Annotated in this window: 19 protein-coding genes; 12 read left to right on the forward strand and 7 right to left on the reverse strand. The window is 73.7% G+C overall.

The window, feature by feature from the left end; translation table 11 throughout:
* Positions 1-176 precede the first annotated feature (176 nt).
* The 5 genes from QBL21_RS33230 to QBL21_RS33250 all read left to right on the forward strand — a co-directional run bounded on the left by QBL21_RS33230 (position 177) and on the right by QBL21_RS33250 (position 8,109).
* The gene (locus QBL21_RS33230) at positions 177-2,720 is read left to right on the forward strand and encodes a SulP family inorganic anion transporter (protein ID WP_407565930.1); all 2,544 of its coding nucleotides are present in this window, start codon (positions 177-179) and stop codon (positions 2,718-2,720) included.
* A gap of 133 nt (positions 2,721-2,853) precedes the next feature.
* A complete protein-coding gene (acs, locus tag QBL21_RS33235) occupies positions 2,854-4,809 on the forward strand; it encodes an acetate--CoA ligase (RefSeq protein ID WP_407565931.1) in 1,956 nt (651 codons plus the stop codon).
* 362 nt (positions 4,810-5,171) lie between these two features.
* Complete coding sequence (gene nhaA, locus QBL21_RS33240) at positions 5,172-6,569, forward strand: Na+/H+ antiporter NhaA (protein ID WP_407565932.1); 1,398 nt, start codon at positions 5,172-5,174, stop codon at positions 6,567-6,569.
* 29 nt (positions 6,570-6,598) lie between these two features.
* Entirely contained in the window at positions 6,599-7,186 is a 588-nt protein-coding gene (locus QBL21_RS33245; protein WP_407565933.1) for a phage holin family protein, read from the forward strand.
* Positions 7,183-8,109 (forward strand): alpha/beta fold hydrolase, encoded by a 927-nt coding sequence (locus QBL21_RS33250; RefSeq protein ID WP_407565934.1) that lies wholly within the window; start codon positions 7,183-7,185, stop codon positions 8,107-8,109. Before QBL21_RS33245 ends, QBL21_RS33250 begins: the two co-directional genes overlap by 4 nt.
* Before the next feature lie 407 nt (positions 8,110-8,516).
* Here QBL21_RS33250 and QBL21_RS33255 read toward each other — a convergent pair whose 3' ends face one another.
* From QBL21_RS33255 to nth, 3 genes are all read right to left on the reverse strand, one after another.
* Positions 8,517-9,716: a MarP family serine protease gene (locus QBL21_RS33255; RefSeq protein WP_407565935.1), complete on the reverse strand. Its 1,200-nt coding sequence runs from the start codon at positions 9,714-9,716 to the stop codon at positions 8,517-8,519.
* Between the two features lie 12 nt (positions 9,717-9,728).
* On the reverse strand, positions 9,729-10,391 hold the full coding sequence (locus QBL21_RS33260; protein WP_407565936.1) for an NUDIX hydrolase: 663 nt from the start codon (positions 10,389-10,391) through the stop codon (positions 9,729-9,731).
* 176 nt (positions 10,392-10,567) lie between these two features.
* Entirely contained in the window at positions 10,568-11,398 is an 831-nt protein-coding gene (gene nth, locus QBL21_RS33265) for an endonuclease III (RefSeq protein ID WP_407565937.1), read from the reverse strand.
* A gap of 147 nt (positions 11,399-11,545) precedes the next feature.
* Here nth and QBL21_RS33270 point away from each other — a divergent pair, with 147 nt between their 5' ends.
* The 4 genes from QBL21_RS33270 to QBL21_RS33285 all read left to right on the forward strand — a co-directional run bounded on the left by QBL21_RS33270 (position 11,546) and on the right by QBL21_RS33285 (position 14,920).
* Positions 11,546-11,797, forward strand: coding sequence for a hypothetical protein (locus tag QBL21_RS33270; protein ID WP_407566648.1), 252 nt, complete (start codon positions 11,546-11,548; stop codon positions 11,795-11,797).
* Between the two features lie 10 nt (positions 11,798-11,807).
* Complete coding sequence (locus QBL21_RS33275; RefSeq protein ID WP_407565938.1) at positions 11,808-12,920, forward strand: flotillin family protein; 1,113 nt, start codon at positions 11,808-11,810, stop codon at positions 12,918-12,920.
* 75 nt (positions 12,921-12,995) lie between these two features.
* Positions 12,996-13,859: an inositol monophosphatase family protein gene (locus QBL21_RS33280; RefSeq protein ID WP_407565939.1), complete on the forward strand. Its 864-nt coding sequence runs from the start codon at positions 12,996-12,998 to the stop codon at positions 13,857-13,859.
* A 92-nt stretch (positions 13,860-13,951) separates the two neighbouring features.
* Positions 13,952-14,920 carry a zinc-binding dehydrogenase gene (locus QBL21_RS33285; RefSeq protein ID WP_407565940.1) on the forward strand — a complete coding sequence of 323 codons (969 nt, stop codon included), beginning with the start codon at positions 13,952-13,954 and terminating at the stop codon, positions 14,918-14,920.
* Between the two features lie 105 nt (positions 14,921-15,025).
* On the opposite strand, the gene QBL21_RS33290 is transcribed toward QBL21_RS33285, so the two are convergent.
* Positions 15,026-16,528, reverse strand: a complete 1,503-nt coding sequence (locus QBL21_RS33290; RefSeq protein WP_407565941.1) for an MFS transporter — start codon at positions 16,526-16,528, stop codon at positions 15,026-15,028.
* A gap of 246 nt (positions 16,529-16,774) precedes the next feature.
* Positions 16,775-17,398: a TetR/AcrR family transcriptional regulator gene (locus QBL21_RS33295; protein ID WP_407565942.1), complete on the reverse strand. Its 624-nt coding sequence runs from the start codon at positions 17,396-17,398 to the stop codon at positions 16,775-16,777.
* Between the two features lie 222 nt (positions 17,399-17,620).
* Here QBL21_RS33295 and QBL21_RS33300 point away from each other — a divergent pair, with 222 nt between their 5' ends.
* The 3 genes from QBL21_RS33300 to QBL21_RS33310 all read left to right on the forward strand — a co-directional run bounded on the left by QBL21_RS33300 (position 17,621) and on the right by QBL21_RS33310 (position 23,597).
* On the forward strand, positions 17,621-18,844 hold the full coding sequence (locus tag QBL21_RS33300; RefSeq protein WP_407565943.1) for a family 2 encapsulin nanocompartment cargo protein terpene cyclase: 1,224 nt from the start codon (positions 17,621-17,623) through the stop codon (positions 18,842-18,844).
* Between the two features lie 181 nt (positions 18,845-19,025).
* Positions 19,026-19,880: a geranyl diphosphate 2-C-methyltransferase gene (locus tag QBL21_RS33305; RefSeq protein WP_407565944.1), complete on the forward strand. Its 855-nt coding sequence runs from the start codon at positions 19,026-19,028 to the stop codon at positions 19,878-19,880.
* A gap of 114 nt (positions 19,881-19,994) precedes the next feature.
* A complete protein-coding gene (locus QBL21_RS33310) occupies positions 19,995-23,597 on the forward strand; it encodes an AfsR/SARP family transcriptional regulator (RefSeq protein ID WP_407565945.1) in 3,603 nt (1,200 codons plus the stop codon).
* On the opposite strand, the gene QBL21_RS33315 is transcribed toward QBL21_RS33310, so the two are convergent.
* On the reverse strand, positions 23,594-24,415 hold the full coding sequence (locus tag QBL21_RS33315) for an ABC transporter permease (RefSeq protein WP_407565946.1): 822 nt from the start codon (positions 24,413-24,415) through the stop codon (positions 23,594-23,596). The genes QBL21_RS33310 and QBL21_RS33315 overlap by 4 nt on opposite strands.
* Complete coding sequence (locus QBL21_RS33320) at positions 24,412-25,440, reverse strand: ATP-binding cassette domain-containing protein (protein WP_407565947.1); 1,029 nt, start codon at positions 25,438-25,440, stop codon at positions 24,412-24,414. Before QBL21_RS33320 ends, QBL21_RS33315 begins: the two co-directional genes overlap by 4 nt.
* Positions 25,441-25,661 lie beyond the last annotated feature (221 nt).

Below are 25,661 nucleotides of genomic sequence, written 5' to 3' on the forward strand. Positions count from 1 at the left end.
GTATTCACTCGATGGATGGGAGAAGTGGGCCGACCAGCGCAAAATGCTTCGCTCACTCTTTACATGGCATTACGATTCATTTACTTGCCCTTGAGGGTCACCGAACCGTCACACTGAGTGACGTAACCCGTGTGCCCGTGCTGCACGACGCCCCCTCCGCATCGAGGAGACGCCACATGCCCGCAGGACGCCCGACACCCCTGGGAAGCACCTCCGCCGAGCGCGCGAAGGAACCGGAACACGATCCGGAGCACGACAGGGAACGCGACCCGGAACACCCGGCGGACGCCGAGCACGCGAAGACCGCGCACACCACCGTCCCCGGGCCCGCCGCTCCGCCCGAAGCCACCGCCCCCCGGCGGGCCTTCGTCGCGGACCTGTCCGCCTCCGTGACCGTCTTCCTCATCGCCCTGCCGCTCTCGCTGGGCATCGCGCTCGCGACGGGCGCGCCGCTTCAGGCCGGGCTGCTGTCCGCGGCCGTGGGCGGCATCGTCGTCGGCCTGATCAGCGGGGCTCCGCTCCAGGTCAGCGGGCCGGCCGCCGGGCTGACCGTGGTCACTGCCGACCTCATCCAGCAGTACGGCTGGCGCGCCACCTGCGCCATCACCGCGCTCGCGGGGCTCACGCAGCTCGCACTCGGCTCGCTCAAGGTGGCCCGCTCCGCGCTCGCGGTCAGCCCGGCCATCGTGCACGGCATGCTCGCCGGCATCGGCGCGACGATCGCGCTGGCGCAGTTGCACATCGTCCTGGGCGGCAGCCCGCAGAGTTCGCCCGTCGACAACACCCTGGCGCTGCCCGGCCGGTTCGCCGACCTGCACCCCGGTGCGGTGTCGGTGAGCGCCGTGGTCATCGTCGTGCTGCTGGGCTGGCCGTGGCTGCGCGGCCGGGGCACGCGTCCGCTGCGGTACGTACCGGGGGCGCTGGCCGCCATCGTGCTCGCGACCGGCTTCGCCTCCCTCGCCGGGCTGCGGCTGCCGCGCGTCGACCTGCCGTCGTGGAGCAGCCACGCGCTCGCGGGGATGCCCGACGGGCCGGTGCTGGGGCTGGCGTCCGCCGTGCTGACGGTGGCGCTGGTGACGAGCGTGCAGTCGCTGCTGTCCGCGGTGGCGATCGACAAGCTCGCGGGAGCGCGGGAAGGCGGCAACCCCGTTCCGCGCGCCGACCTGGACAAGGAGCTGCGCGCCCAGGGCGCCGGCAACGTGCTCGCGGGCGTGCTCGGCGGGCTGCCGGTGGCCGGGGTCGCGGTGCGCAGCTCGGCCAACGTCGCGGCGGGGGCGGTCAGTCGCCGGTCCGCCGTGCTGCACGGGGTGTGGGTGGTGCTGGCGTCGCTGCTGCTGATGGGGATGCTGGAGCTGATCCCGCTGGCGGCGCTGGGGGCGCTGGTGATGGTGGTCGGCATCCAGATGGTGAAGATCAGCCACGTGCGGTCGGTGCGGCGGCACCGGGAGATCCTCGTCTACGCGGCGACCGTGGCCGGCGTCGTGGTGCTGGGCGTGCTGGAGGGCGTCGCCGTGGGGGTCGCGGTGGCGGTGGCGGTGTCGCTGCACCGGCTGTCCCGTACGCGGGTGTCGCTGGAGCGGTGCGACAGGGGTCCGGCGCGGGACACGGACGGCGACGGCGACGCCAGGGGCGTGCGGGAGGACTCGTATCGCGTGCAGATCCGCGGGCAGCTCACCTTCCTCGCCGTCCCGCGGCTGAGCCGGGTGCTCGCGCAGGTGCCGCAGGGCACGACGGCGAAGGTGGAGCTGACCGGCTCGTTCGTGGACCACGCCGCGTACGAGACGCTCCAGGAGTGGCGCCAGACGCACGTCGCGCACGGCGGCGTCGCGGAGTTGGCCTCCGTCACGGGCCGGCGCATCGCCGAGCCGGCCACGGCACACCACTGCCACCCCTGGACGCCGTGGCGCAACCACTGCTGCGTCACGACACCGGAGCGTTCCGCCCCGGCGCACCGGCTGCTCAGCGGCATCAGCAACTTCCAGCGCCACACCGCGCCGCGGCTGCGCGAGGAGCTGGCGCGGCTGGCCCGCGAGGGGCAGCGGCCCACGCAGCTCTTCCTCACGTGCGCGGACTCCCGGGTGGTCCCCAGCATGATCACGTCGAGCGGGCCGGGCGACCTGTTCACCGTACGGAACGTGGGGAACCTGGTGCCGCTGCCGGACGAGCCCGGGGACGGGACCGGTACGCACGCCGGGAGCGGCACCCGCGGGGACGCCGGCTCCGCCGGCGCCGACGGCGCCGCCCTGCCCGACGACTCGGTCGCGGCGGCGATCGAGTTCGCGGTCGAGGTGCTGCGCGTCGAGTCGATCACGGTGTGCGGGCACTCCGGCTGCGGCGCGGTGCAGGCGCTGCTCGACGAGGACGCCGCCCGCGGGGACGCCGGGGCCGCGGCCGACGACGTACCGCTCACTCCGCTGCGGCGCTGGCTGCGGCACGGGCTGCCGAGCCTGGCGCGCGCCCGGACCGGCGGCCCCCGGATCACCGGCCGGCCGTACGCGGACGACGCCGAGCGGGTGAGCCTGGCCAATGTCGCGCAGCAGCTCGACCATCTGCGCCGGCACCCGTGCGTACGCCGCCGGCTGGCCGACGGCTCGCTGAGCCTGCACGGCATGTACTTCGACGTCGGCGAGGCGCAGACCTATGTGCTGGTGACGCAGGGGGACTTCACGGCCGTACGCCCCGGGCCCGCCGGGCGCCAGCAGCAGCCCGCGCCGGCGTGATGTCCGATAGCACATGGGCCCTGCGGGTACCCACAGGTCTAAACCATTTTATCCCCAGGCCCTTGTCACGCCCTCCCCACGCCTGATGAGCTAGGCCCGGGACTGAGGCGGACATCCTGGGAAGGGACATGTCGTGAGCAACGAAAGCCTGGCCAACCTGCTCAAGGAGGAACGCCGGTTCGAGCCGCCAGCCGAGCTGGCGGCACACGCGAACGTCACGGCGGAGGCGTACGAGCAGGCACGTGCGGACCGGCTGGGCTTCTGGGCGGAGCAGGCCCGGAGGCTCAGTTGGGCCACCGAGCCCACCAAGACGCTCGACTGGTCGAACCCGCCGTTCGCGAAGTGGTTCGAGGACGGCTCGCTCAATGTGGCGTACAACTGCGTGGACCGGCACGTCGAGGCCGGCCTCGGCGACCGCGTCGCGATCCATTTCGAGGGCGAGCCGGGCGATTCCCGCACGATCACCTACGCCGAGCTCCAGCGGGACGTGGCCAAGGCGGCGAACGCGCTGGTGGAGCTGGGTGTGCAGACCGGCGACCGGGTCGCCGTCTACATGCCGATGATCCCGGAGACCGTCGTCGCCATGCTGGCCTGCGCCCGCATCGGCGCACCCCACTCGGTGGTCTTCGGCGGCTTCTCCGCCGACGCGCTCGCGACCCGGATCGCGGACGCGGACGCGCGCGTGGTCATCACCGCCGACGGCGGGTACCGCCGCGGCAAGCCGTCCGCGCTGAAGCCGGCGGTGGACGAGGCCGTGGAGCGCTCCGAGCGGGTGCGCAACGTCCTGGTGGTGCGCCGTACGGGCCAGGACGTGGCCTGGACCGAGGGCCGCGACGTGTGGTGGCACGACGTCGTCGACCGGCAGGAGGAGACGCACACCCCCGAGGCGTTCCCCGCGGAGCACCCGCTCTTCATCCTCTACACCTCGGGCACGACGGGTAAGCCCAAGGGCATCCTGCACACCACCGGCGGCTATCTCACCCAGGTGTCCTACACCCACCACGCCGTCTTCGACCTCAAGCCCGAGACCGACGTGTTCTGGTGCACGGCCGACGTCGGCTGGGTCACCGGCCACTCGTACATCGTGTACGGCCCGCTCTCCAACGGCGCCACCCAGGTGCTCTACGAGGGCACGCCCGACACCCCGCACCAGGGCCGCTGGTGGGAGGTCATCCAGAAGTACAAGGTCTCGATCTTCTACACCGCGCCCACCGCGATCCGCGCCTGTATGAAGTGGGGCGACGCCATCCCGGCCAAGTTCGACCTGAGCAGCCTGCGGCTGCTCGGCTCGGTCGGCGAGCCCATCAACCCCGAGGCGTGGATCTGGTACCGGGAGCACATCGGCGCCGGCCGCACCCCCGTGGTCGACACGTGGTGGCAGACCGAGACGGGCGGCATCATGATCAGCCCGCTGCCCGGGATGACGAGCACCAAGCCCGGCTCGGCGCAGGTGCCGCTGCCCGGCATCGCCGCCACCGTCGTGGACGACGAGGCGCGCGAGGTGCCGAACGGCTCGGGCGGCTATCTGGTGCTCACGGAGCCGTGGCCGTCGATGCTGCGCACCATCTGGGGCGACGACCAGCGCTACAAGGACACGTACTGGGCCCGCTTCCAGGACCGGTACTTCGCGGGTGACGGCGCCAAGAAGGACGACGACGGCGACATCTGGCTGCTGGGCCGCGTGGACGACGTCATGCTCGTCTCCGGGCACAACATCTCCACCACCGAGGTGGAGTCCGCCCTCGTCTCGCACCCCAAGGTCGCCGAGGCCGCGGTCGTCGGCGCCACCGACCCGCAGACCACGCAGGCCATCTGCGCCTTCGTGATCCTGCGCGGGGGCGCCGAGGAGGCCGACGGGCTGGTGGAGGAGCTGCGGGCGCACGTGGCGAAGGCCCTGGGCCCGATCGCCAAGCCGAAGCGGATCCTGCCGGTCGCGGAGCTGCCCAAGACCCGCTCCGGCAAGATCATGCGCCGGCTGCTGCGGGACGTCGCCGAGAACCGCAAGATGGGCGACGTCACGACGCTGACGGACACCACGGTCATGGACCTCATCCAGGCCAAGCTGCCGGGCGCGGCCTCGGAGGACTGAGACCGGGCGGGCGGCGTACCGGACGGCCCGCGGCCCTGTCGGCGCACCGGACTATCGACAGACCGGTCGGCGTGCCGGTCGCCGTACCGGCCGGCCGTACCGAAGGTACGCGCACGGTCGCGCGGACAGCGGCGCCGGCGGCGGGGGTGCATCCCCGCCGCCGGCGGCCCGCCGGCCGCCCGCCGGCCGCCCGCGCCGTATCTCCCTTTTGCCCGTAATCTGACCCCAGGTTGATCGACCGGTGCCGCCCTGTAGGGTGGCGAAGACACGTAAAGAGAGCGATAGAACCCTGAGGCGCGCCGGGAAGTCTGGTCGGCACACAGCACACGTGTATCCGCCGTCCACCGCCCGGGAGGCCCGTCGTGACCGCGCCCCAGCGCTCTGAGCAGTCCCAGTTCCTGCGCAGGCCGTCCCTCAAAGAGAGCAAGTTCCTCACCGAGGCCCTGCGTACGGAGACCGTCGGCGGACTGATCCTGCTGGCCGCGGCCGTCATCGCCCTCGTCTTCGCGAACACTGCCCTCAGCGGCACGTACGAGGACATCAAGGGCTTCACCTTCGGCCCTTCCGCGCTCGACCTCCGCCTCGACCTCGCCCACTGGGCCAAGGACGGGCTGCTGACGATCTTCTTCTTCGTCGTCGGCGTCGAGCTGAAGCGCGAGCTGGTCGACGGCGAGCTGCGCGACCCGCGGGCCGCCGCGCTGCCGATCGTCGCCGCCCTGTGCGGCATGGCCACCCCCGCCCTCTTCTACGTGGCCGTCAACGCCGGTCGCGGCGATCTCGGCGGCTGGGCCATCCCCACCGCCACCGACATCGCGTTCGCCCTCGCCGTGCTCGCGGTCATCGGCAGCAACCTCCCCTCCGCGCTGCGCGCCTTCCTGCTGACACTCGCCGTCGTGGACGACCTCTTCGCGATCCTGATCATCGCGGTCTTCTACACCGCCGGGATCGACCTCGTCGCCCTCGGCTTCGCCCTCGCCGGCCTCGTCCTCTTCTGGTTCCTCCAACGCCACGACGTCCGCGGCTGGTACGTGTACGTACCGCTGGCCCTCGTCATCTGGGCGCTCATGCACGCCAGCGGCGTGCACGCCACCATCTCGGGCGTCGCCATGGGCCTGATGCTGCGCGTCACCACCCGACCGGGCGAAGAGCAGTCGCCCGGCGAACGCATCGAGCACCGGATGCGCCCGCTCTCCGCCGGGCTCGCCGTGCCCGTCTTCGCGTTCTTCGCCGCGGGCGTGGCCGTGAACGCCGACTCGCTGAGCGGGGTCTTCACCGACCCCGAGCCCCTCGGCGTCGTGCTCGGCCTCGTGCTCGGCAAGATCGTCGGCATCAGCCTCGGCTCCTGGCTCGCCGCCCGCTTCACCCGGGCGGAGCTGAATCCCGCGCTGGCCTGGCCCGACGTGTTCGCCGTCGCGACCCTGGCCGGCATCGGCTTCACCGTCTCGCTGCTCGTCAGCGAGCTGGCCTTCAGCGACGACGCCGGGCTCGCCGAGGAGACCAAGGCGGCGGTGCTGACCGGCTCGTTCATCGCCGCCATGCTGGCGTGCGTCATGCTCAAGATCCGCGACAATCGCTACAAGGCGATCGCGGAGGAGGACGAGCGTGACGAGGACGGGGACGGCATCCCGGACTCGTACCAGCAGGGCGACCCCGAGTACCACCTCCGCATGGCCGTCCTCTACGAGGCAAAGGCCGCCGAGCACCGCAGGCGTGCCGAAATGCGGCACCCAACCGGCGAGCCGGGTGACGGTCGGGCATGATGTGACTCCAGGCGGCGAAGGGACGGACGATGAGCGCAGCCGGTAACGGTGCGGCAGGAAACCGGACGCCCGCAGCCGCGGGCACCACGACGAAAGTCGGTGCGGCGAGGGTCAGCACGACGCAGGGCACCGCGGGCGTCGTCGCGTCCACCGGCCCCGACGGGGACGCCCACCTCGACGCACAGCAGAGCCTCGGGCAGCTCGTCTCTGCCGCCACCACCGACCTGAGCGCGCTGGTCCACGACGAGATCGCCCTGCTCAAGGCCGAGACCCGGCAGGACTTCAAGCGCGCCGGCGCCGGCGGCACCGCCCTCACCATCGCCGCCACGCTTGTTCTCTTCGGCATCCCGGTGCTCAGCTTCGCCGCGGCGTACGGTCTGCACGCCCTGGGCCTCGCCCTCGGCTGGTCGTTCCTCATCGTCTTCGGCGCCCACGTGGTCATCGGCACGGTCATCGCCCTCTGGGGCATCGCCAAGATGCGTCAGATGCGCAAGCCCGAGCGCGCGATGAACTCCACCAAGGAGACCGCCTCCGTCATCTCCGACTCCCTGCGCGGCAGAAGTCATCCGGCGGACCGACGCAAGCCGGCCGCGGGCGTGGCACGCTCGGAGTCATGACGGCACCGTCGCCAGTCGACCCGGCAGTCCATATCGAGGGGCCCTGGACCCACAGGGACGTCGCGGCGAACGGCGCCCGCTTCCACATCGCGGAGATGGGCGAAGGGCCGCTGGTGCTGCTGCTGCACGGGTTCCCGCAGTTCTGGTGGACCTGGCGGCATCAACTGCCCGCGCTCGCCGAGGCCGGGTACCGCGCGGTGGCCATGGACCTGCGCGGCGTCGGCGGCAGCGACCGTACGCCCCGCGGCTACGACCCGGCGAACCTCGCCCTCGACGTCACCGGCGTGATCCGCTCCCTCGGCGAGCCGGACGCCGCGCTCGTCGGCCACGACCTCGGCGGCTATCTGGCCTGGACCGCGGCCGTGATGCGGCCCAAGCTGATCCGCCGGCTGACCGTCTCCTCGATGACGCACCCGCGCCGCTGGCGCTCCGCGATGCTCACCGACCCGCGGCAGAGCGCAGCGGGCCACTTCGTCTGGAGCGCCCAGCGCCCCTGGCTGCCCGAGCGGCAACTCGTCGCCGACGACGCCGCGTTGGTCGGCCGGCTGATCCGCGCCTGGTCGGGGCCGCGGCAGCCGGACGACAAGGCGCTGGAGGTCTACCGGCGCGCGATGACCGTGCCCTCGACGGCGCACTGCTCGGTGGAGCCGTACCGCTGGCTCGTACGGTCGCTGGGCAGGCCGGACGGCGTGCAGTTCTACCGCCGGATGAAGCTGCCGGTGCGGGTGCCGGTGCTGCACCTGCACGGGTCCCTCGATCCGGTGATGCGGACGCGCAGCGCGGCGGGGTCGGTGGCGTACGTGGAAGCGCCGTACCGGTGGCGGCTTTTCGACGGTCTCGGGCACTTCCCGCACGAGGAGGACCCGGTCGCGTTCACCGCCGAACTCGTCAACTGGCTACGGGATCCCGAGCCCGACCGCTGAAACCACCCCAGGTCACCGGCCGGGCCACCGCCCGTACGGCACCCTTTGCTACGGAAGCGAAGCGGACCCGGCACCGCCGGCGCCCGCACCGCCCACGGCAATTGCGCTCCGCATAGGCCGATGGGCGCGAGAAAGGGCGATTACCGGCCGCCCGGTGAGGGGAGGATCGGGGGTATGGGTTGGACGCATGACTACAACGACGTAGGAACCCACCGCTACCCCGCCCCGGACGCCAGACCGCTCCAGGGCGCCGCGGCGCACCGCGAAGTGGACCTCCGTCTGGGGATCCCGCACATTCTCCGCCGCCGGGCCCGCTGGATGAGCGCCCGGTTGCGACGCGTGCACTAGCCCCCGGGGGCTCGTGCACTCACCCTTTTCCTCTTCACACCTCGGTCCGCCGGGGCGTCTCACATGGCACAGCTATCGCTGTCCACGGGCCGCGACGCCGTGCGTCCGCGCTCGACGTCGTCCCGGACCTCGTCGACGGTGAGCGCGTAGCCGGTGTCCTTGTCGTCCATGGACCTGGCGAAGATGACGCCCACGACGGCGCCCTCGGGACTGAGCAGCGGGCCGCCGGAGTTGCCCTGGCGGACGAGGGTGAAGAGCGAGTAGACGTCGCGGTTGACCGTGCCGCGGCGGTAGATGTCCGGGCCGTTGGCCGTTATACGGTCGCGCACGCGCGCCGCCCGTACGTCGAAGCCGCCGTTCTCCGGGAAGCCGGCGACGATGGCGTCGTCGCCGCGGCCGGCGTCGTCCTGGTCGAACGGCAGGGCGGGCGCGTCCAGCTCGGGGACCTCCAGCACGGCGATGTCCCGCTCCCAGTCGTAGAGCACGACCTCGCCGTCGTAGAGCCGGCCCTCGCCGCCGATCTGCACGGTGGGCTCGTCGACGCCGCCGACGACGTGGGCGTTGGTCATCACGCGCTGCGGCGCGAAGACGAAGCCGGTGCCCTCCAGCACCTTGCCGCAGGACTGTGCCGTGCCGACGACCTTGACGATGCTCTCCCGGGCCCGCTCCACCACCGGGCTGTCGACCAGCTCGGGGTCGGGCGCCGGGACGTTCGTGATCTGCTCGCTCTGGAACGGCGCGAAGACCTGCGGGAAACGGTTTTCCGACAGCACCGAACTGAACTCGCCGAACCAGGTGTCGGCGGACTTCGGCATCACCTCGGCCACGCCGCCCAGCACCTTCGACGCACGCACCTCGCGGGCGACGGTCGGCAGCGTCGTGGACGCCAGCGCCGTACCGAGCAGCCAGGCGACGAGCAGCAGCGCCACCACGTTGACCAGTGCGCCGCCGGTGGCGTCGAGGGAGCGGGCGGGGGACCAGGTGATGTACTGCCGCAGTTGGTTGCCGAGGTGGGTGGTGAGCCCCTGCCCCACCGAGGCCGCTATCAGGACGAGGACGATGGCGCCGAACGCGGCCGTCGGGCCGAGGGCGGCGCCATCGGTCACCAAGTCCCAGACGACCGGCAGCAGATAGATGGCCAGCAGCCCGCCGCCGACGAAGCCGCACACGGACAGGACACCGACCACGAAGCCCTGGCGATAGCCGACCACGGCGAACCACGCGGCCGCCGCCACCAGCAGGATGTCCAGCACGTTCACCCGGTCACCGTCTCATGCGTGCCAGTCCAGCGGCACCCGGCGGTCACGATCCCACGGGCGCTCCCACCCGGCCAGGTGCAGGATGCGGTCGATCACGCCGGCGGTGAAACCCCAGACCAGCGCGGAGCCGACGAGGAACGCGGGGCCGAGGTGGCCGCGCGGATGCACGGCCGTCGCCCGGTTCGCCGGGTCGGTGAGATCCGCCACGGTGACGCTGAACACCCGGGCGGTCTCGGCCGGATCGACCACGCCGACAGGGCTGGGCTCGCGCCACCAGCCGAGCACGGGCGAGACGACGAAGCCGCTGACCGGGATGTACAGCCGCGGCAGCACGGAGAACACCTGCACGCCCGCGGGGTCGAGCCCCGTCTCCTCCTGCGCCTCGCGCAGCGCGGCGCGCAGCGGGCCCTCGCCCTCGGGGTCGCCGTCCTCGGGGTCGAGGGAGCCGCCGGGGAAGGAGGGCTGGCCGGCGTGCGAGCGCAGCGAGCTGGCCCGCTCGGTGAGCAGCAGTTCGGGGCCGTGGGCGCCGTCGCCGAAGAGGACGAGCACGGCGGCGGGCCGGCCGCCGTCGCCGTCGGGCGGGAGGAAGCGGCTCAGCTCTTCGGCCCGTACGGTACGGGCCGCGTCGGCGACCGGCGCCAGCCAGCCGGGCAGCCCGGCGTCGCTGACGGCCACCGGCGTACGGACGGGGTCCGCGCCCCCGGCGCGCCCGTCGGCAGCTCCAGCACCGCTCCGCGCGCCCCCGCCCGCTTCAGCACGCCCCCCACCCGGGGAAGCACCGGGCGCGGTGCCGGACGCGGCACCCGCGGCCGCGCCGCCGCCCGGTCCGCCGGGCATCTCGCGTGAGCGCGTCATGCGGCTCCCAGCGGGGGCGCGGGCTTCCCGGGGTAGTCCGGCGGGGGCTTGAGACGCTGGCCGGGCATGCCGCCCTTCTCGTACTTCAGCAGCTTCTCCGCCTTCTCCGGATCCGTCTCCCCCTCGCCGTACGCCGGGCAGAGCGGGGCGATGGGGCAGGCGCCGCAGGCGGGCTTGCGGGCGTGGCAGATGCGCCGGCCGTGGAAGATCACGTAGTGCGAGAGCATCGTCCAGTCCTTCTTCGGAAAGAGGGACCCGACCTCCTGCTCGATCTTGTCCGGGTCGGTCTGCTCGGTCCACTTCCAGCGGCGCACCAGCCGGGCGAAGTGCGTGTCGACCGTGATGCCGGGGACCCCGAAGGCGTTGCCGAGGACGACGAACGCCGTCTTGCGGCCCACGCCCGGCAGCTTGACCAGGTCCTTCAGGTTCCCCGGGACCTCACCGCCGAAGTCGTCCCGCAGGGCCTGCGAAAGACCCATGATCGACTTGGTCTTGGCGCGGAAGAACCCGGTCGGCCGGATCAGCTCCTCGACCTCCTCCGGATCGGCCGCGGCCAGATCCTCGGGCGTCGGGTACTTCGCGAAGAGCGCGGGCGTCGTCTGGTTCACCCTCAGGTCGGTGGTCTGGGCGGAGAGCACCGTGGCGACGAGGAGCTGGTACGGGTTCTCGAAGTCCAGCTCCGGGTGCGCGTACGGATACACCTCGGCCAGCTCGCGGTAGATCCGCCGGGCCTGCCGCACCAGCCCCGTCCGCGTCGGCGCCGGTTTCGCCTTGCGCACCGCCGCGCGGCCCCCGGCCGCGGGCGCTGCCTTGCCACTCTTCGCCATGGGCCCAGACTACGGGCCCCGGCTGACACCGAAGAGCGAAACCGCTGGGGCCCCCTCCCGGGGGAGCGAAACCAAGATTGAGCGGCCGTCGTCGTGAGTAGGGTACGCATGAACGTCGCGAGCAGGGTGATGGAGGGGGATCCATCGATGGTGCCTGACGACGCCGTGATCGGCTGTGTCGGCGTTCTCGTCATCCCCACGCGCGGGCCCGCCGGCCCCGGCGAGGTGCTGGTGCGGATCAGAGGCGGCACCGAGACGTTTCTCGCCTGGTCCGCCGAGCCGTTGGCGCAGGGGGCGGACGTACTGGTCATCGAGTACTGCGGCGGTCGCCAGGTCACCGTGATCGCGTGGACGGATCCGTTGGACGAACTGACCGACGGCATCGGTCCCGTCGATTGAGGAGGTAAGCATGTTCGGCTATCGCGTTCCGGCCCCCGACCAGGCCATGCTGGTGTCGGGCGGCAGGAGCCGGCGGGACGGTGCACCGTTTCGCGTCGTCGTCGGGCACGGCAGGTTCGTGTTACCGATCTTCCGCAAGACCCGCTTCCTGTCGCTGGCGATGCACGAGTCGGAGGTCGCCGAGTACTGCGTGACCAGGCAGGGCATCCCGCTGACTGTACGGTCCGTGATCGCCTTCAAGGTCGGCAACGACATCGAGTCCATCGTCAACGCCGGACAGCGCTTCCTCTCCGAGCAGAAGGAGATGTCGGTGCTGACCGGGCGGATCTTCGCCGGTCACCTGCGCGCCATCATCGGCTCGATGACCGTCGAGGAGATCGTCACGGAGCGGCAGAAGCTCGCCTCCGAGGTGGTGGAGACCTCCAAGAGCGAGATGGGCCGGATCGGCCTGATCGTCGACTCGTTCCAGATCCAGTCGATCGACGACGGCGACACCGGCTACATCAAGGCGATGTCGGCGCCCCACCAGGCGGCCATCCAGCGCGAGGCGAAGATCGCCGAGGCGCAGGCGGCGCAGAAGGCGTCCGAGGCGGAGCAGGAGTCCGCGCGGAAGCAGGCCGAGTACGCCCGGCAGACCGCCATGGTGCGCGCGCAGTACCAGGCCGAGATCAGCCGCGTCGAGGCGGAGGCGGCGCAGGCCGGGCCGCTGGCGCAGGCGCACGCGCAGCAGGCCGTGCTCGCCGCGCAGACCGAGCTGGCCGAGCGCGCGGCCAGGCTCCGCCAGCAGGAGTTGCAGGCCGAGGTGGTCAAACCGGCCGAGGCGGAGGCGGAACGGGTGCGGGTGCTGGCGCTCGCCGAGGCGGAACGGATGAAGATCCAGGCCGAGGCGGCGTCCTCGTACGACAGGGTCGCGCTGGACCAGCAGTTGATCGACCAGCTCCCGAAGATCGTCGAACAGGCCGCCGCCGGTCTCAAGGGCGCCAACATCAACGTCCTGAACGGGGCCGACGGCCTCGGCGAGCTGACCGCGGGGCTGGTGGGCCAGGGGCTGAGCATCCTGGACTCCGTGAGGAACACCATGCCCCCGCCCCGGCAGCCGGAAGGTGAACGGCTGGACCGCTAGGGCGTGCCGGTCCGGCCGCCCTGACCTCCTCCCCCCGCCGAACTGCGTCGCGTACGGCTGGGGGAGGCTGGCCGCATGGACGAACGGAAGCCGGCGGGCCCGGCGGGGGACAGCGCGGGACACGCGACGGGGGACGCGGCGGCCGGGAGCGACGCGCGGCTGGCCGTGACGGCGGCCCTGGCGGGTGCGGCGGTGCTCCGCGAGCTGTACGGCACGACGCTGCGGCGGTACGAGAAGTCCGCGGGCGACTTCGCCACGACCGCCGACTTCGAGGCCGAACGCGCCGTCCTTGCCGTGCTGCGCGCCGCCCGCCCCGGCGACGCCGTCAGCGGCGAGGAGAGCGGCGCGAGCGGCACGGCGCAGGCGCGGCGACGCTGGCTGGTCGACCCGCTCTGCGGCACGCTGAACTACGACGCCCGCACCATGCTGGTCGCCGTGAACGTCGCCCTGCGGGACGGGGACGAGACGGCCGTGGCGGCGGTGGCCGACCCGTTCGCGGACGAGGTGTTCTGGACGGACGGCGTACGGGCCGTGCTGCGCCGCGGCGGCGTGGACGGGGAGTTGGCGCCGGCACCCGGCTCCGGCCTCGTCGACGTCAACCTCGACCCGCCGTTCCCCCGCTTCCCCGCCTACGACGCCGCCGGGCTGCCGACCGCCCCCGGCTTCGCGCCGCGGTTCCGGCCGCGGGTGCTGTCGACCACGCTGGCGCTGGCCTGGGTCGCCGCCGGCCGCCGGGCCGCGTACGTCACCGACGGCGGCGACCTGCGCGCCAGCGTGCACTTCGCCGCCGGGATCGCGCTGTGCCGGGCGGCCGGCTGCGTCGTCAGCGGCATCGACGGCCGCCCGCTGCACGACAGCGCGGGCGGGCTGATCGCGGCGGCCGACGGCGACACGCACGCCGCGCTGGTGGAGCTGGCCGCGCGGCCCGGCCGGGGGTGACGGGGCCGGCCACGGCCGCCGCTTGACCTGAACCTCCGTTGAACTTCTACGTTGGGCCGCGTCGAGTCGATCAAGACAGGAGCGTGGTCGCGGTGCGTGCGATCGAGGTACGGGAGTTCGGCGGGCCCGAGGTACTGGTGCCCGCCGAGGTGCCCGAGCCGGTGGCCGGGGCGGGGCAGGTCGTCGTGGGGCTGGAGGTGGCCGACGTCATCTACCTGGACACGCTGCTGCGCAGCGGCTGGGGCGGCGAGATCTTCCCGGTGCGTCCGCCGTACGTGCCGGGCGGGGGCGGCGCGGGGACCGTGCTGGCCGCCGGGGAGGGGGTCGACGCGGCGTGGGTCGGGCGGCGCGTGGTCGCCCCGGCGTCCGCCGGGTACGCGGAGCGGGTCGTCGCCGAGGTGGCGGAGATCGCCGCGGTCCCCGACGGACTCGGCCTGGCCGAGGCGGCGGCCGTGCTGCACGACGGCACCACCGCGGTGCGCCTGGCCCGCGCGGGGCAGGCCCGCGAGGGCGAGACGGTGCTCGTGGCGGCGGCGGCCGGCGGGGCGGGGTCGCTGGTGCTGCAACTGGCGCGGGACGCCGGGGCGCGCGTCGTCGCGGCGGCACGCGGCGAGCGCAAGCTCGCCCTCGCCCGCGAGCTGGGCGCGGAGCACACCGTCGACTACTCCGAGGACGGCTGGGAGGACCGGGTCCGCGAGGCCGCCGGCGGCGACGGCGTCGACCTGGCCTTCGACGGCGCCGGGGGCGAGCTGGGCAGGGCGGCGTTCCGGACGGTGGCGCGGGGCGGCAGGTTCGTCACGTACGGGACGTCCGGCGGCGGCTTCGCCGACATCGACCCGCGCGCGGCCGAGGAGCGGGACGTGCGGGTGACCAACCTCCTGGCGGGCGGGCCGCCCGCCAGGGAGGTCTCGCAGGCCGCGCTCGTCGAGGCCCTGGACCTCGCCGCCGCGGGCCGCATCCGGCCCGTGATCGGGGCGACCTACCCGCTGGCGCGCGCCGAGGACGCGCACGCCTCGCTCGCGCGGCGCGCGACGGTGGGCAAGTCGCTGCTCGTCGTGTGAGCGGGGGGCCGCCGGGCGGGTGAGCGGGTGGCCGCCCGGCGCGTGAGCGCTTGGGCGCGTGTACGCCCCCCGGGGAGCGCGTGGGCCCGGGTGCGGGCGGGGCGCTCACATGTGGATCGTGGGCGCCCCGCCCGCCAGTTCCTTGGGTGCGCCGGGCCGGTACAGGAACAGGGTCACCACGGCGCCGACGGCGAAGATGCCCGCCGACCACCAGAACGCGGTGTGGTAGCTCTCCAGCGCCGCCTGCGCCCGCACGGCCGGGTCCCTGGGGTTGCGCCCGGCGATGTAGTCGGCGGCGGCGCTGGCGGAGAGGGTGTTGAGCAGGGCGATACCGATGGAGCCGCCGACCTGCTGCATGGCGTTGACCGTGGCGGAGGCCACGCCCGCGTCGTGCACGGAGACGCCCAGCGTGCCCAGGCTCATCGCCGCCGCCACGACCAGCCCGAGGCCGAAGCCGGCGATGACGGTCATCGGCAGGATGTGCGCCGCGTACGAGCTGCTCAGGTCCAGCGTCGTCATCCACGCCAGGCCGACGGCCGCGATCGCCATGCCCACCGGCACCACCAGCCGCGGCCCGAGGCGCGGCACGGCGACGTTGGTGGCGAGCGTCGCGGCGACCACCAGGCCGCCGACCATCGGCAGGAAGGCGACGCCGGAGTCGATCGGCGTGTAGTCGAGGCCGGTCTGGAGGTAGTACGTGAGGAACAGGAAGACGCCGAACATCCCGCCCGAGGCGATCAGCATGCCGAGGTAGGACGCGCCGCGGTTGCGGTCGGTGACGATGCGCATGGGCAGCAGCGGATGCGGGCTGCGCGTCTGCCACCAGGCGAACGCGGTGAGCAGCACGCCGCCGACGATCAGCAGCCCCCAGGTGGCGGGCGCGCCCCAGTCCTGGTGTTCGGCGTTGGAGAAGCCGTAGACGACGGCGAACAGTCCGGCCGTGACCAGGAGCGTGCCTGGTACGTCGAGCTTGACGTTCGGGTCGCGCGCGGTGCGGGACAGCAGTGCGGAGGCGAAGGCGAAGGCGACGACGGTGAGGACCACGTTCACGTACAGAGTCCAGCGCCAGTCGAGGTACTCGGTGAGCACGCCGCCCAGCAGCAGGCCGATGGCACCGCCCGCGCCGGACACCGCGCCGTAGACGCTGAACGCCTTCGCCCGCTCGCCCGGGTCGGTGAACGTCGTCGTCAGCAGCGACAGCGCGGACGGGGCGAGGAGCGCGCCGAAGGCGCCCTGGAAGGCGCGGGCGACGATCAGCATGTCGAAGTTCACGGACGCACCGGCCACGGCGGACGCGACGGCGAAGCCGACCAGGCCGACGAGGAAGGTGACCTTGCGGCCGATGAGGTCGGCGATGCGGCCGCCGAGGAGCAGCAGGCTGCCGAAGGCCAGCGAGTACGCGGTGACGACCCACTGCCGGTCGCCGTTGGAGAAGCCGAGGTCGGCCTGGGCGGACGGCAGCGCGATGTTCACGATGGTCACGTCGAGGACGACCATCAGTTGGGCGAGGCCGAGGACGCCCAGGATCAGCCAGCGGTGGCGGTGGGCGCGCTCGTCATGGGACGGGTCGGCGGGGTCGCTGCCGGCTTCGGCACGGGTGCGGGACATGGCGGGCTCCGTGTGGGGGGTCGGATGCTCGGAGGGCCGGTTCGGTGCGTACGGGTGTGGACGCGGACGCGGGTCCGGATGCGGGTCGCGCCTGGCACGCGTCGCGCCGGGCAACCGTCGCGCTCGGCGGCCGTCGGGTCGGCAGGGGCGTACGGCCTCCCCGGCGCGGCGGCCGTGCGGCGTGCCGCGGTGCGGGGGCCGTGGTGCGGCGCCGGCGGCCGGTGGGGGCGGTGAGGCGCGTACGGGTCAGGAATGGCGCAGCGCCGGCAGCACCACCAGGTCGACGAACCGGGCGAGGTACGTGGAGTCGGCGAACGCCCCGTCTATCAGGGGGCGGGTGACGACCGCGCCGAACAGCAACTGCGGCAGGAACTCGGCCGCGCCCGGCCGCCGTGGCAGCTCGCCGCGCTCCACCGCGCGGTCGAGCAGCCCGGACAGATGCGTGAACTCGTAGTCCGCGAGCGAGGTGTGCAGGGTGGCGGCCAGGTCCCCGTCGGTGAGCGCGGCGTGGTGTATCGCGGCGATCAGCGCGGTGTCCTTCTCCGCGGTGGCCGACAGCTCCTCGACGAGGCCGAGCAGATCGCCGCGGAGGGAGCCGGTGTCGACCGCGCCGGGGTCCGCGGGCCGGTTCGCGACCATCGCGGCCACCACCATCTCCGCCTTGCTGTGCCACTGCCGGTACAGGGTCGCCTTGCTGCACCGCGCGCGGGTCGCGACGAGGTCCATCGACAGCGCCCCGTACCCCGACTCGCGCAGCACGCCCAGGACCGCTTCGAGCAGCTCACGCTCGCGCTCGGGGGTCATACGGGGTCGGCGGATCCGGGCGTCGGAGGTCTGGTCGGGGAGCTGGCCGACGGGTCTGCCGGGCATGACGGGCGGTCCTTTTCGTACGGAACGGTTTCGTACCATCACGCTAAGTCACGAGCGGGAGAAACGCAAGCGTTTCACCCGACGGTTCGCGCGAGGGACCTCCACCCTGCCAATCCCCCTTTTATGCATACTCTTTCGAGCGATTGCCGCACTCGGCGCAGATGCCTAGCTTCGAAGTATGACGATCTCCCCGCCGGCCTCCGCGGAGGCCGGGTGCCACGCATGACCGGAGCACCGACCGAAGCACCCGCCGACACGCTCGACGCCCTCCGCGCCCTCCTTACCCTCGGCCCCACCGGCCTCGGCACCGCCGCCGCCCGCCCGCTGTCCGGGTACGCGCCGGAGGCCGCGCCGCCGTCCGCGGCGGAGCCCCCCGGCAGTACCGAGCCGAGGCCGGAGCCCGCGTCCGGCGCAGAACCCGACGCCGAGGCCGACGCCGGGTCCGAGTCCGGGTCCGCCCCCGCGCCCCGGCCCGACGGGGGTACGGAGCGCGGCGGCCTGCGGATCCCGCCGCTGCACTGCCCCGACGCCCTGCGCAACGACCCCGCGCTGGGCGACGAGGTCAACGAGCGCCTGGTCGAATGGGCCGAGGAGATCGGCATCTTCACCGGCCGCATCGAGCGCCTGCGCTCCCACCAGTTCGGCCGCCTCTTCATGCTCGCCCACCCCGACTGCGACGACCCCGACCGGCTGCTGGCCGCCGCCAGGTGCGGCCTGTCGGAGTGGTCCGTCGACGACCACTGGGTGGACGAGGGGGAGGACGCGGATCCCGATCTGCTCGGCCAGCGAATGGCGCTGGCGCACGCCGTCATCGACCCCGTGCGGCTCCCCGCGCGCTACATGCCGCAGTTCGAGGAGACCGTCCAGCGCGAGCCGGTGCTGCGCGCGTTCCGCTCCGCCCTCGCGCACCTCTCGCGGTACGCGGGCCCCACCCAGGTCGCCCGGCTGCGGCACGAGCTGGCCGTCATGTTCGTGGGCTACGGCCAGGAGGCCGAGTGGCGCGCCTCGCGGCGCACCCCCGCGGTGTGGGAGTACCTGCTGCACCGCTACGAGAACGCTTTCTTCCCCTGCATGGTCCTCGTGGACCCCGTCAGCGGGTACGAACTGCCGCCCGACGAGTTCGCCGACGCCCGGGTGCGCCGCACGTACCTCTACGCCGGCACCGCCAGCGTGCTCCTCAACGACCTGTACTCGATGGGAAAGGAAGACCCCACGGACACCAACCTGCCCAACCTGATCGCCGCCGAGGAAGGCTGCACCCTCCAGGAGGCTGTGGACCGGACGGCCCTGATCCACGACGAGCTGATGCACACCTACGAGGCGGAGGCCGCGGCCCTCACGGCCGCCGGCTCCCCGCAGCTCGGCCGGTTCCTGGCCGGGGTGTGGGCCTGGATGGGCGGCTGCAAGGAGTGGCACGCCACGAGCGCGCGCTACCAGCCCGCCTGACCGACTCGGCCGGCCCCGTCCCGCCAGACCGGTCCGACCCGCCCGTCTCCCGACGCCCCGCAGGTCCGCCTGACGAGCCCACGCGCCGTCTCGGCACGCCCGCGGCACGTCCTTTGAACGTCTTCGTACCCGCCTCAGCAGCCTCTGCACGCTTCAGCACGCCCTCAGAAGGAGAACGACCATGGCGGCAGCCGCCGACACGAACGTCCTCACCAGCCCGTACCAGCACTCCATCGCCGACTACTGGAACCGGGAGAAGGACCCGGTCAACCTCAAGCTCGGCGACGTCAGCGGCACGTACCACCACCACTACGGCATCGGCGACGTCGACCAGTCCGTGCTGGAGGGCCCGGAGGAGACCAGGGAAGCGCGGATCATCGCGGAGATGCACCGCCTGGAGACCGCGCAGGCCACCCTCCTGCTGGACCACCTCGGCGACCCCGACGAAGGCGCTCGCCTGCTGGACGCCGGCTCCGGCCGCGGCGGCACGAGCTTCATGGCGCACGAACGATTCGGCAGCCGCGTCGACGGCATCTCGATCTCCCAGTCCCAGGTCTCCTTCGCCAACGACCAGGTGCAGCGCCGCGGTCTGGGGAGCACGGTGCGGTTCCACCTGAAGAACATGCTCGACACGGGCTTCGAGACGGGCGCGTTCCGCGGGATCTGGAACAACGAGAGCACGATGTACGTGGAGTTGGCGCAGCTCTTCGCGGAGCACTCCCGGCTGCTCACCCGCGGCGGCCGGTACGTGACCATCACCGGCTGCTACAACGACGCCTACGGGCTGCCGTCCCGCGCCGTCAGCCAGATCAACGCGCACTACATCTGCAACGTCCACCCGCGGTCGACGTACTTCAGGGAGATGGTGGCGCACCGGCTGGTGCCCGCTGCGGTCATCGACCTCACCGAGGCGACGATTCCGTACTGGGAGCTGCGCGCGAAGTCCTCGGTGGCCACGGGGATCGAGGAGGTGTTCCTCACGGCGTACCGCAGCGGGAGCTTCCAGTACCTGCTGATCGCCGCGGACCGGGTCTGACCGGATCCGATCCGGCCCGCCCGGTGGGCACCGCGGCCGGCGGTGCCCACCGGGGCGGCCGGATGCCGGTCCCGCGGTTCAGGGGCGGGTAAAAGGAGATCGGCCGCTCACCGGGTGCGTGAGAGGCTGGCTCACGTGCGCATTGGGGTGCTTGGTCCGCTGGAGGTGGCGGTCGGCGGGGTGCCGGTGGAGATCGCCGGGGGCCGGCTCCGCGCGCTGCTCGTACGGCTCGCGCTCGACCCCGGCCGGTACGTCGGCACGGCCCTGCTCGCCGAGGACCTGTGGGGCGACACCGCCCCCGCCGACCCCGGCAACGCGCTCCAGTCCCTCGTCTCCCGGCTGCGCCGGGCGCTCGGCCGGGCCGACGCCCTTGCGTACGGGCCCGCCGGCTACCGGCTCGCGCTGCCGCCGGAGGCGGTGGACGCCGTGCGCTTCGAGCGGGTGGCGCACGCCGGGCGCGCGGCGCTGGCGGCGGGCGACGCCGCAGCCGCGCGGCGGCTGCTGGAAGAGGCGCTGGCGCTGTGGCGGGGGCCCGCGCTGGCGGACGTGGCGGACGCGCCGTTCGCGGCGGCGCCCGCGCACCGGCTGGAGGAGCTGCGGCTGGAGACCACCGAGGACCGCATCGAGGCCGGTCTCGCCGAAGAAGGCGCGACCGGCGGCCCGTCGGCCGGCCGCCCCGGTGCCGCGGTCCCGGAGCTGGAGGCGCTCACGACGGCGTACCCGCTGCGCGAGCGCCCGCGCGCGCTGCTGATCCGCGCGCTGTGCGCGGCGGGGCGGCAGCCGGAAGCCCTGGCGGCGTACGAGGAGTACCGCGCGCTGCTGGCGGAGGAGCTGGGCGTGGACCCGCCGGAGCGCCTGCGGGAGCTGCACGTGGCGGTGCTGCGGGGCGAGGTGACGGGGTGGGGCGGCGGCCCGTACGGTACGCGCCCGGGGGGTTCCTCCCGTACGAGTCCGGAGGGCGCCGGCGGTCCGTCCCGTACGAGCCCGGGCGACGGCGGCCCCTCCGCCGCGGACGGCACGCCGCCCGCCGCCGACGAACCCGAGCCCCCGGTCCGTACCAACCTGCGCGCCGCCCTCACCAGCTTCGTCGGCCGCGACGACGAGCTGCGCCGGGTCCGCGCGCTGCTCGGCGGCTCGCGGCTCGTCACGCTCACCGGCCCCGGCGGCGCCGGCAAGACCCGGCTGGCCACGACCGCCGCCGCCACGCTGCTCGACGCCTCCCCCGGCGGCGTGTGGCTCGTCGAGCTCGCGCCCGTGACCGGCGGCGACGACGTCCCGTTCGCCGTGCTCGGCGCGCTCGGCCAGCGCGAGACCGCGGTGCTCGACAACCGCCACCTGCCGCCGCGCGACGTGCTCACCCGGCTCACCGACACCCTCGCCGCCGCGCCCACCACCCTCGTACTCGACAACTGCGAACACGTCGTCTCCGCCGCCGCCCACCTCGCCGACCACCTGCTGCGCCGCTGCCCGGAGCTGCGCGTCCTCGCCACCAGCCGCGAGCCGCTGGGCATCGACGGCGAAGCCCTGTGTCCGGTCCCGCCGCTCGGCCTGCCCGCGCCGCCCGCCGGGGATGCCCCGGACTCCCCCGACACCCCGGACATCCCGTACACCCCGGCCGACGCCCCCGCCGTGCGGCTCTTCGCCGACCGCGCCCGCGCCGCCCGACCCGACTTCGCCGTCGGCCCCGCCAACGCCGCCGCCGTCGCCGAGATCTGCCGCCGCCTCGACGGGCTGCCGCTGGCCATCGAGCTGGCCGCCGCCCGGCTGCGTTCGCTGCCCGTCGAGCAGGTCGCCGCCCGCCTGGACGACCGGTTCCGGCTGCTGACCACCGGCAGCCGGACCGCGCTGCCCCGGCACCGTACGCTCCAGGCCGTCGTCGCCTGGAGCTGGGAGCTGCTGGAGGACGCGGAACGGCGGCTCGCGGAGTGGCTGTCGGTCTTCCCCGGCGGCGCGACGCCCGAGTCCGTCGCGGGGGTGTGCGGCATGGACGTCGTCACCGCGCTCGACCTGCTCGCCGCGCTCGCCGACAAGTCCCTGCTCCAGATCGCGGAGGCGCCGCAGGGCGCGCAGGCCGAGCCGAGCGCCGGTCCGCGCTACCGCATGCTGGAGACCATCCGGGAGTTCGGCCGCGACCGCCTCGCCGACGCCGGCGACCTCGACCGCGTACGGGCCGCGCACGCCGCGCACTTCCTCCGGCTCGCCGAGACCGCCGACCCGCACGTACGCAGCCGCGAACAGCTCGGCTGGATCGCCCTGCTCGACGCCGAGCGCGACAACCTCCTCGCCGCCCTGCGGCACGCCGTCGACGTCGGGGACGCCGGCACCGCCGTCCGCATGGTCGCCGCCCTCGGCATCTACTGGACGATCCTCGGCAACCACTCCGAGGCCGCCGACTGGCTCCGCCTCGCGCTTGACGTCCCCGGCGACCCGCCCCTCGAAGCGCACGCGGTCGCGCTCGGCTTCTACCTGATCAACTCGGCCACCGGCGGCGGCAGAGGGCCCCGCACCGAGACCCTGGAGGAGCTGACGGCGCTGGTGGCGCGCATCGATCCGGAAGGCGGGCACCCGATGCTCGCGGTGCTGGAGCCGGGCATCGCGGTGTTCACGGACGACGACGAGCGCGGGCTCGCGGCGATCGACGCGCGGCTGGGCCACCCGGACCCGTGGGCGCGGGCGCTGCTGCGGATGATCCGCGCGGCGTTCCGCGAGAACCGGGGGTACGCGCCGGGGCTGGAGGAGGACCTGGAGGCGGCGGCGGAGGGGTTCCGCGAGGTCGGCGAGCGGTGGGGGCTGGCGATGGCGCTGCACCAGCTCGGCGAGTACCGGGCGCTGCTGGGGGACGCGGAGCGGGCGCGGGCGGGGTTCGAGGAGGCGTTGCGGCTGATGCGCGAGGTGCACGCCGAGGACGACGTGGGCCAGTTGCGCACCCGGCTCGCGCAGCTCGACGCGGCGCAGGGGCGCACGGAGGCGGCGCGCGCGGAGCTGCACCGCGTGCTGCGTGCGGCCGTGCGCGACGGACATGCGCACGTCGTGGCGCTGTGCCGCGACGTCCTGGGCGACCTCGCGCGCGGCGCGGGGGAGTGGGACGAGGCGGCGCGGTGGTACGACGAGGCGCTGGCGACGCTGCGGCGGGGCGGGGTGGCGGCGGCGCAGATCGAGGCGATCGTACGGACGGGGCGGGCGCTGCTGGCGTGCGTACGGGGGGACTTGGCGGATGCGCGTACGGAGCTGGCGACGGGGCTCGGCATCGCGACGGGGGTGAAGGACATGCCGGTGGTCGCGATGGTCGGGGTCGGGGTGGCGACGCTGGCGGCGGAGCACGCGGCGTCGGCGGGGCGTCCGCCGTTCGCCCGCGCCGCCGAACTGCTCGGCGCCGCGGACGCCGTCCGCGGGGTCGGCGACGTCGCCCTGCCGGACGCCGCGGAGCTGACCGCCCGGCTGCACCGCGCACTCGGCGCGGACTTCGGGCCGGCCCGGGCCCGCGGCGCCGCCCTCAAGCAGAGCGACGCCGTCGAACTGCTCCGCGCGTACGTGGCCGAAGACCCGGCCGCCGCCGGTGCCCCGGCCGCCGCCGGCCCGCCCTCTGCCGCCGACCCGCCCGCCGACGACGCCCCCGCCCCGGCCGGCGGCCCCGCTCCCGGCTCCCCCTCTGCCGCCGACCCGCCCGCCGACGACGCCCCCGCCCCGGCCGGCGGCCCCGCTCCCGGCTCCCCCTAGGCGCGCCGCCGGTAGGCCCGTACCGCCAGCGGGAAGAACACCGCGAACACCCCGACGCTCCACAGCACCGTCTCCAGCACCGGCCCCGCGACCGCGCCCTCGACCATCAGCCCGCGCGCGGCGTCCATCACGCCGGTCACCGGGTTGGCGTCGACCCACGCCTGGAGCCAGCCGGGGAGGGTGTCGGTGGGCACCAGTACGTTGGTGCCGAAGGTCAGGGGGAACATCGCCATGAAGCCCAAGCCCTGCACCGCCCCCGGCTCCCGTACGAGCATGCCGATCAGCACGAATATCCACGACAGGCAGAACGCGAAGAACATCACCAGCAGACAGGCCGCCAGAGCCGGCAGCACTCCGGTCTCGACCCGGAAGCCCACGGCGTAGCCGAAGCCGAGCTGCACCGTCATCAGGATGACGAACCGGATGAGGTCGCCGAGGACCGAGCCGATCAGCGGCGCGGAGCGGGCGATGGGCATGCTACGGAAGCGGTCGAAGACGCCCTTCTTGATGTCGTCGTTGAGGTTGATGCCGGTCTGCACCGAGGCGAAGACCGTGTTCATGACCATCAGCGCCGGCAGCAGGCTCTGGAGGTAGTCGTGCGTTGAGCCGGCGACCGCACCGCCGAGCAGGTACAGGAACATGACGAGGAACAGGATCGGCTGGAGCGTCACGTCGATCAGTTGCTCGGGCGTGCGCCTGGTCTTGGTCAGGCTGCGGCCGGCGAGCGCGACGCTGTGCCGTACGAGCGGGAAGGGGCGCGCGGCGCCGTCCCGGCGGGACGGCACGGCGGTCCGCTCGGAAGCGGTGAGCGTGGTCATCGGACGGTCTCCTCGGTCGGCGCCGGACCGGCCGCACCGGCCGCACCGGGCGCCTTGGTGACGGACACGGAAGCGGTGGCCGTGGCAGGGGCGGCGGTGCCGTGGCCGGTGAGGGTGAAGAACACGTCGTCCAGGTCGGGCAGCCGCAGCGACAGCTCGGCCACCGCGATCCCCGCCCCGTCGAGGCGGCGTACGGCCGCGGTGAGCATCCCGTCGTCCTCGACGGGAACGGTCAGCGTGCCGCGCGTCGGCGACTCCGGCTGCGTGCCGGCCACCTCCGCCAGGATCGCGGCCGACTCCAGCAGCCGCGCCGGGTCCAGCGGGCGCAGGTCGAGGTGGCGACCGCCGACGCGCTGCTTCAGCTCGGCCGGGGTGCCGTGGGCGATGACCCGGCCGTGGTCGATGACGGAGATCTCGTCGGCGAGCGCGTCGGCCTCCTCCAGGTACTGGGTGGTGAGCAGCACGGTCACGCCGTCCCCGACGAGGGAGCGGACGATGCCCCACACGTCCTCGCGGCGCACCGGGTCGAGGCCCGTGGTCGGCTCGTCCAGGTAGATGACGTCGGGCCGGCCGACGAGGGACACGGCGAGGTCGAGGCGGCGGCGCATGCCGCCGGAGTAGGTCTTCACGGTGCGGCCGGCGGCCTCGGCCAGCTCGAAGTGCGCGAGCAGCTCGCGGGCGCGGGCCCGGGCGTCGGCGGTGCGTATGTCGAGGAGCCGGCCGATGAGGACGAGGTTCTCGGTGCCGGTCAGGTCCTCGTCCACGGAGGCGTACTGGCCGGTGAGCCCGATGAGCCGGCGCACCTCGCCGGCGTCGCGTACGACATCCAGGCCGCCGACGGTCGCCGTGCCCTCGTCGGGGCTGAGGAGGGTGGCCAGGATGCGGACGGCGGTGGTCTTGCCGGCGCCGTTGGGTCCGAGGACGCCGAGGACGGTGCCCTGCCGGGCCGCGAGGTCGATGCCGGCCAGCGCGGTCGTCGCGCCGAACCGTTTGACCAGGCCCTCGGCCCGGAATGCGTAGGTCATACGGGTGTCTCCTTCTCGGTCTGCGGGAAGGAGCGTGCCGAGGGCCGCTGGCACGGCGCGCACAGGGCGCTGGCACGGCGGAGTTATGTCCGGTTTATCGGATTGCGGGAGGTGCGTTCGCTGAGAGCGGAATAGGGCCGTACGGGTCAACCCGCGCGTCACGCACGGCGGCGCCCCGACCGGCTCGTTGAGCGCCCCTCGGGCCTCCACGCGCACCTGCG

Origin of the sequence: Streptomyces sp. 184 (assembly GCF_045781775.1) — a bacterium.
Classification (GTDB): Bacteria; Actinomycetota; Actinomycetes; order Streptomycetales; family Streptomycetaceae; genus Streptomyces.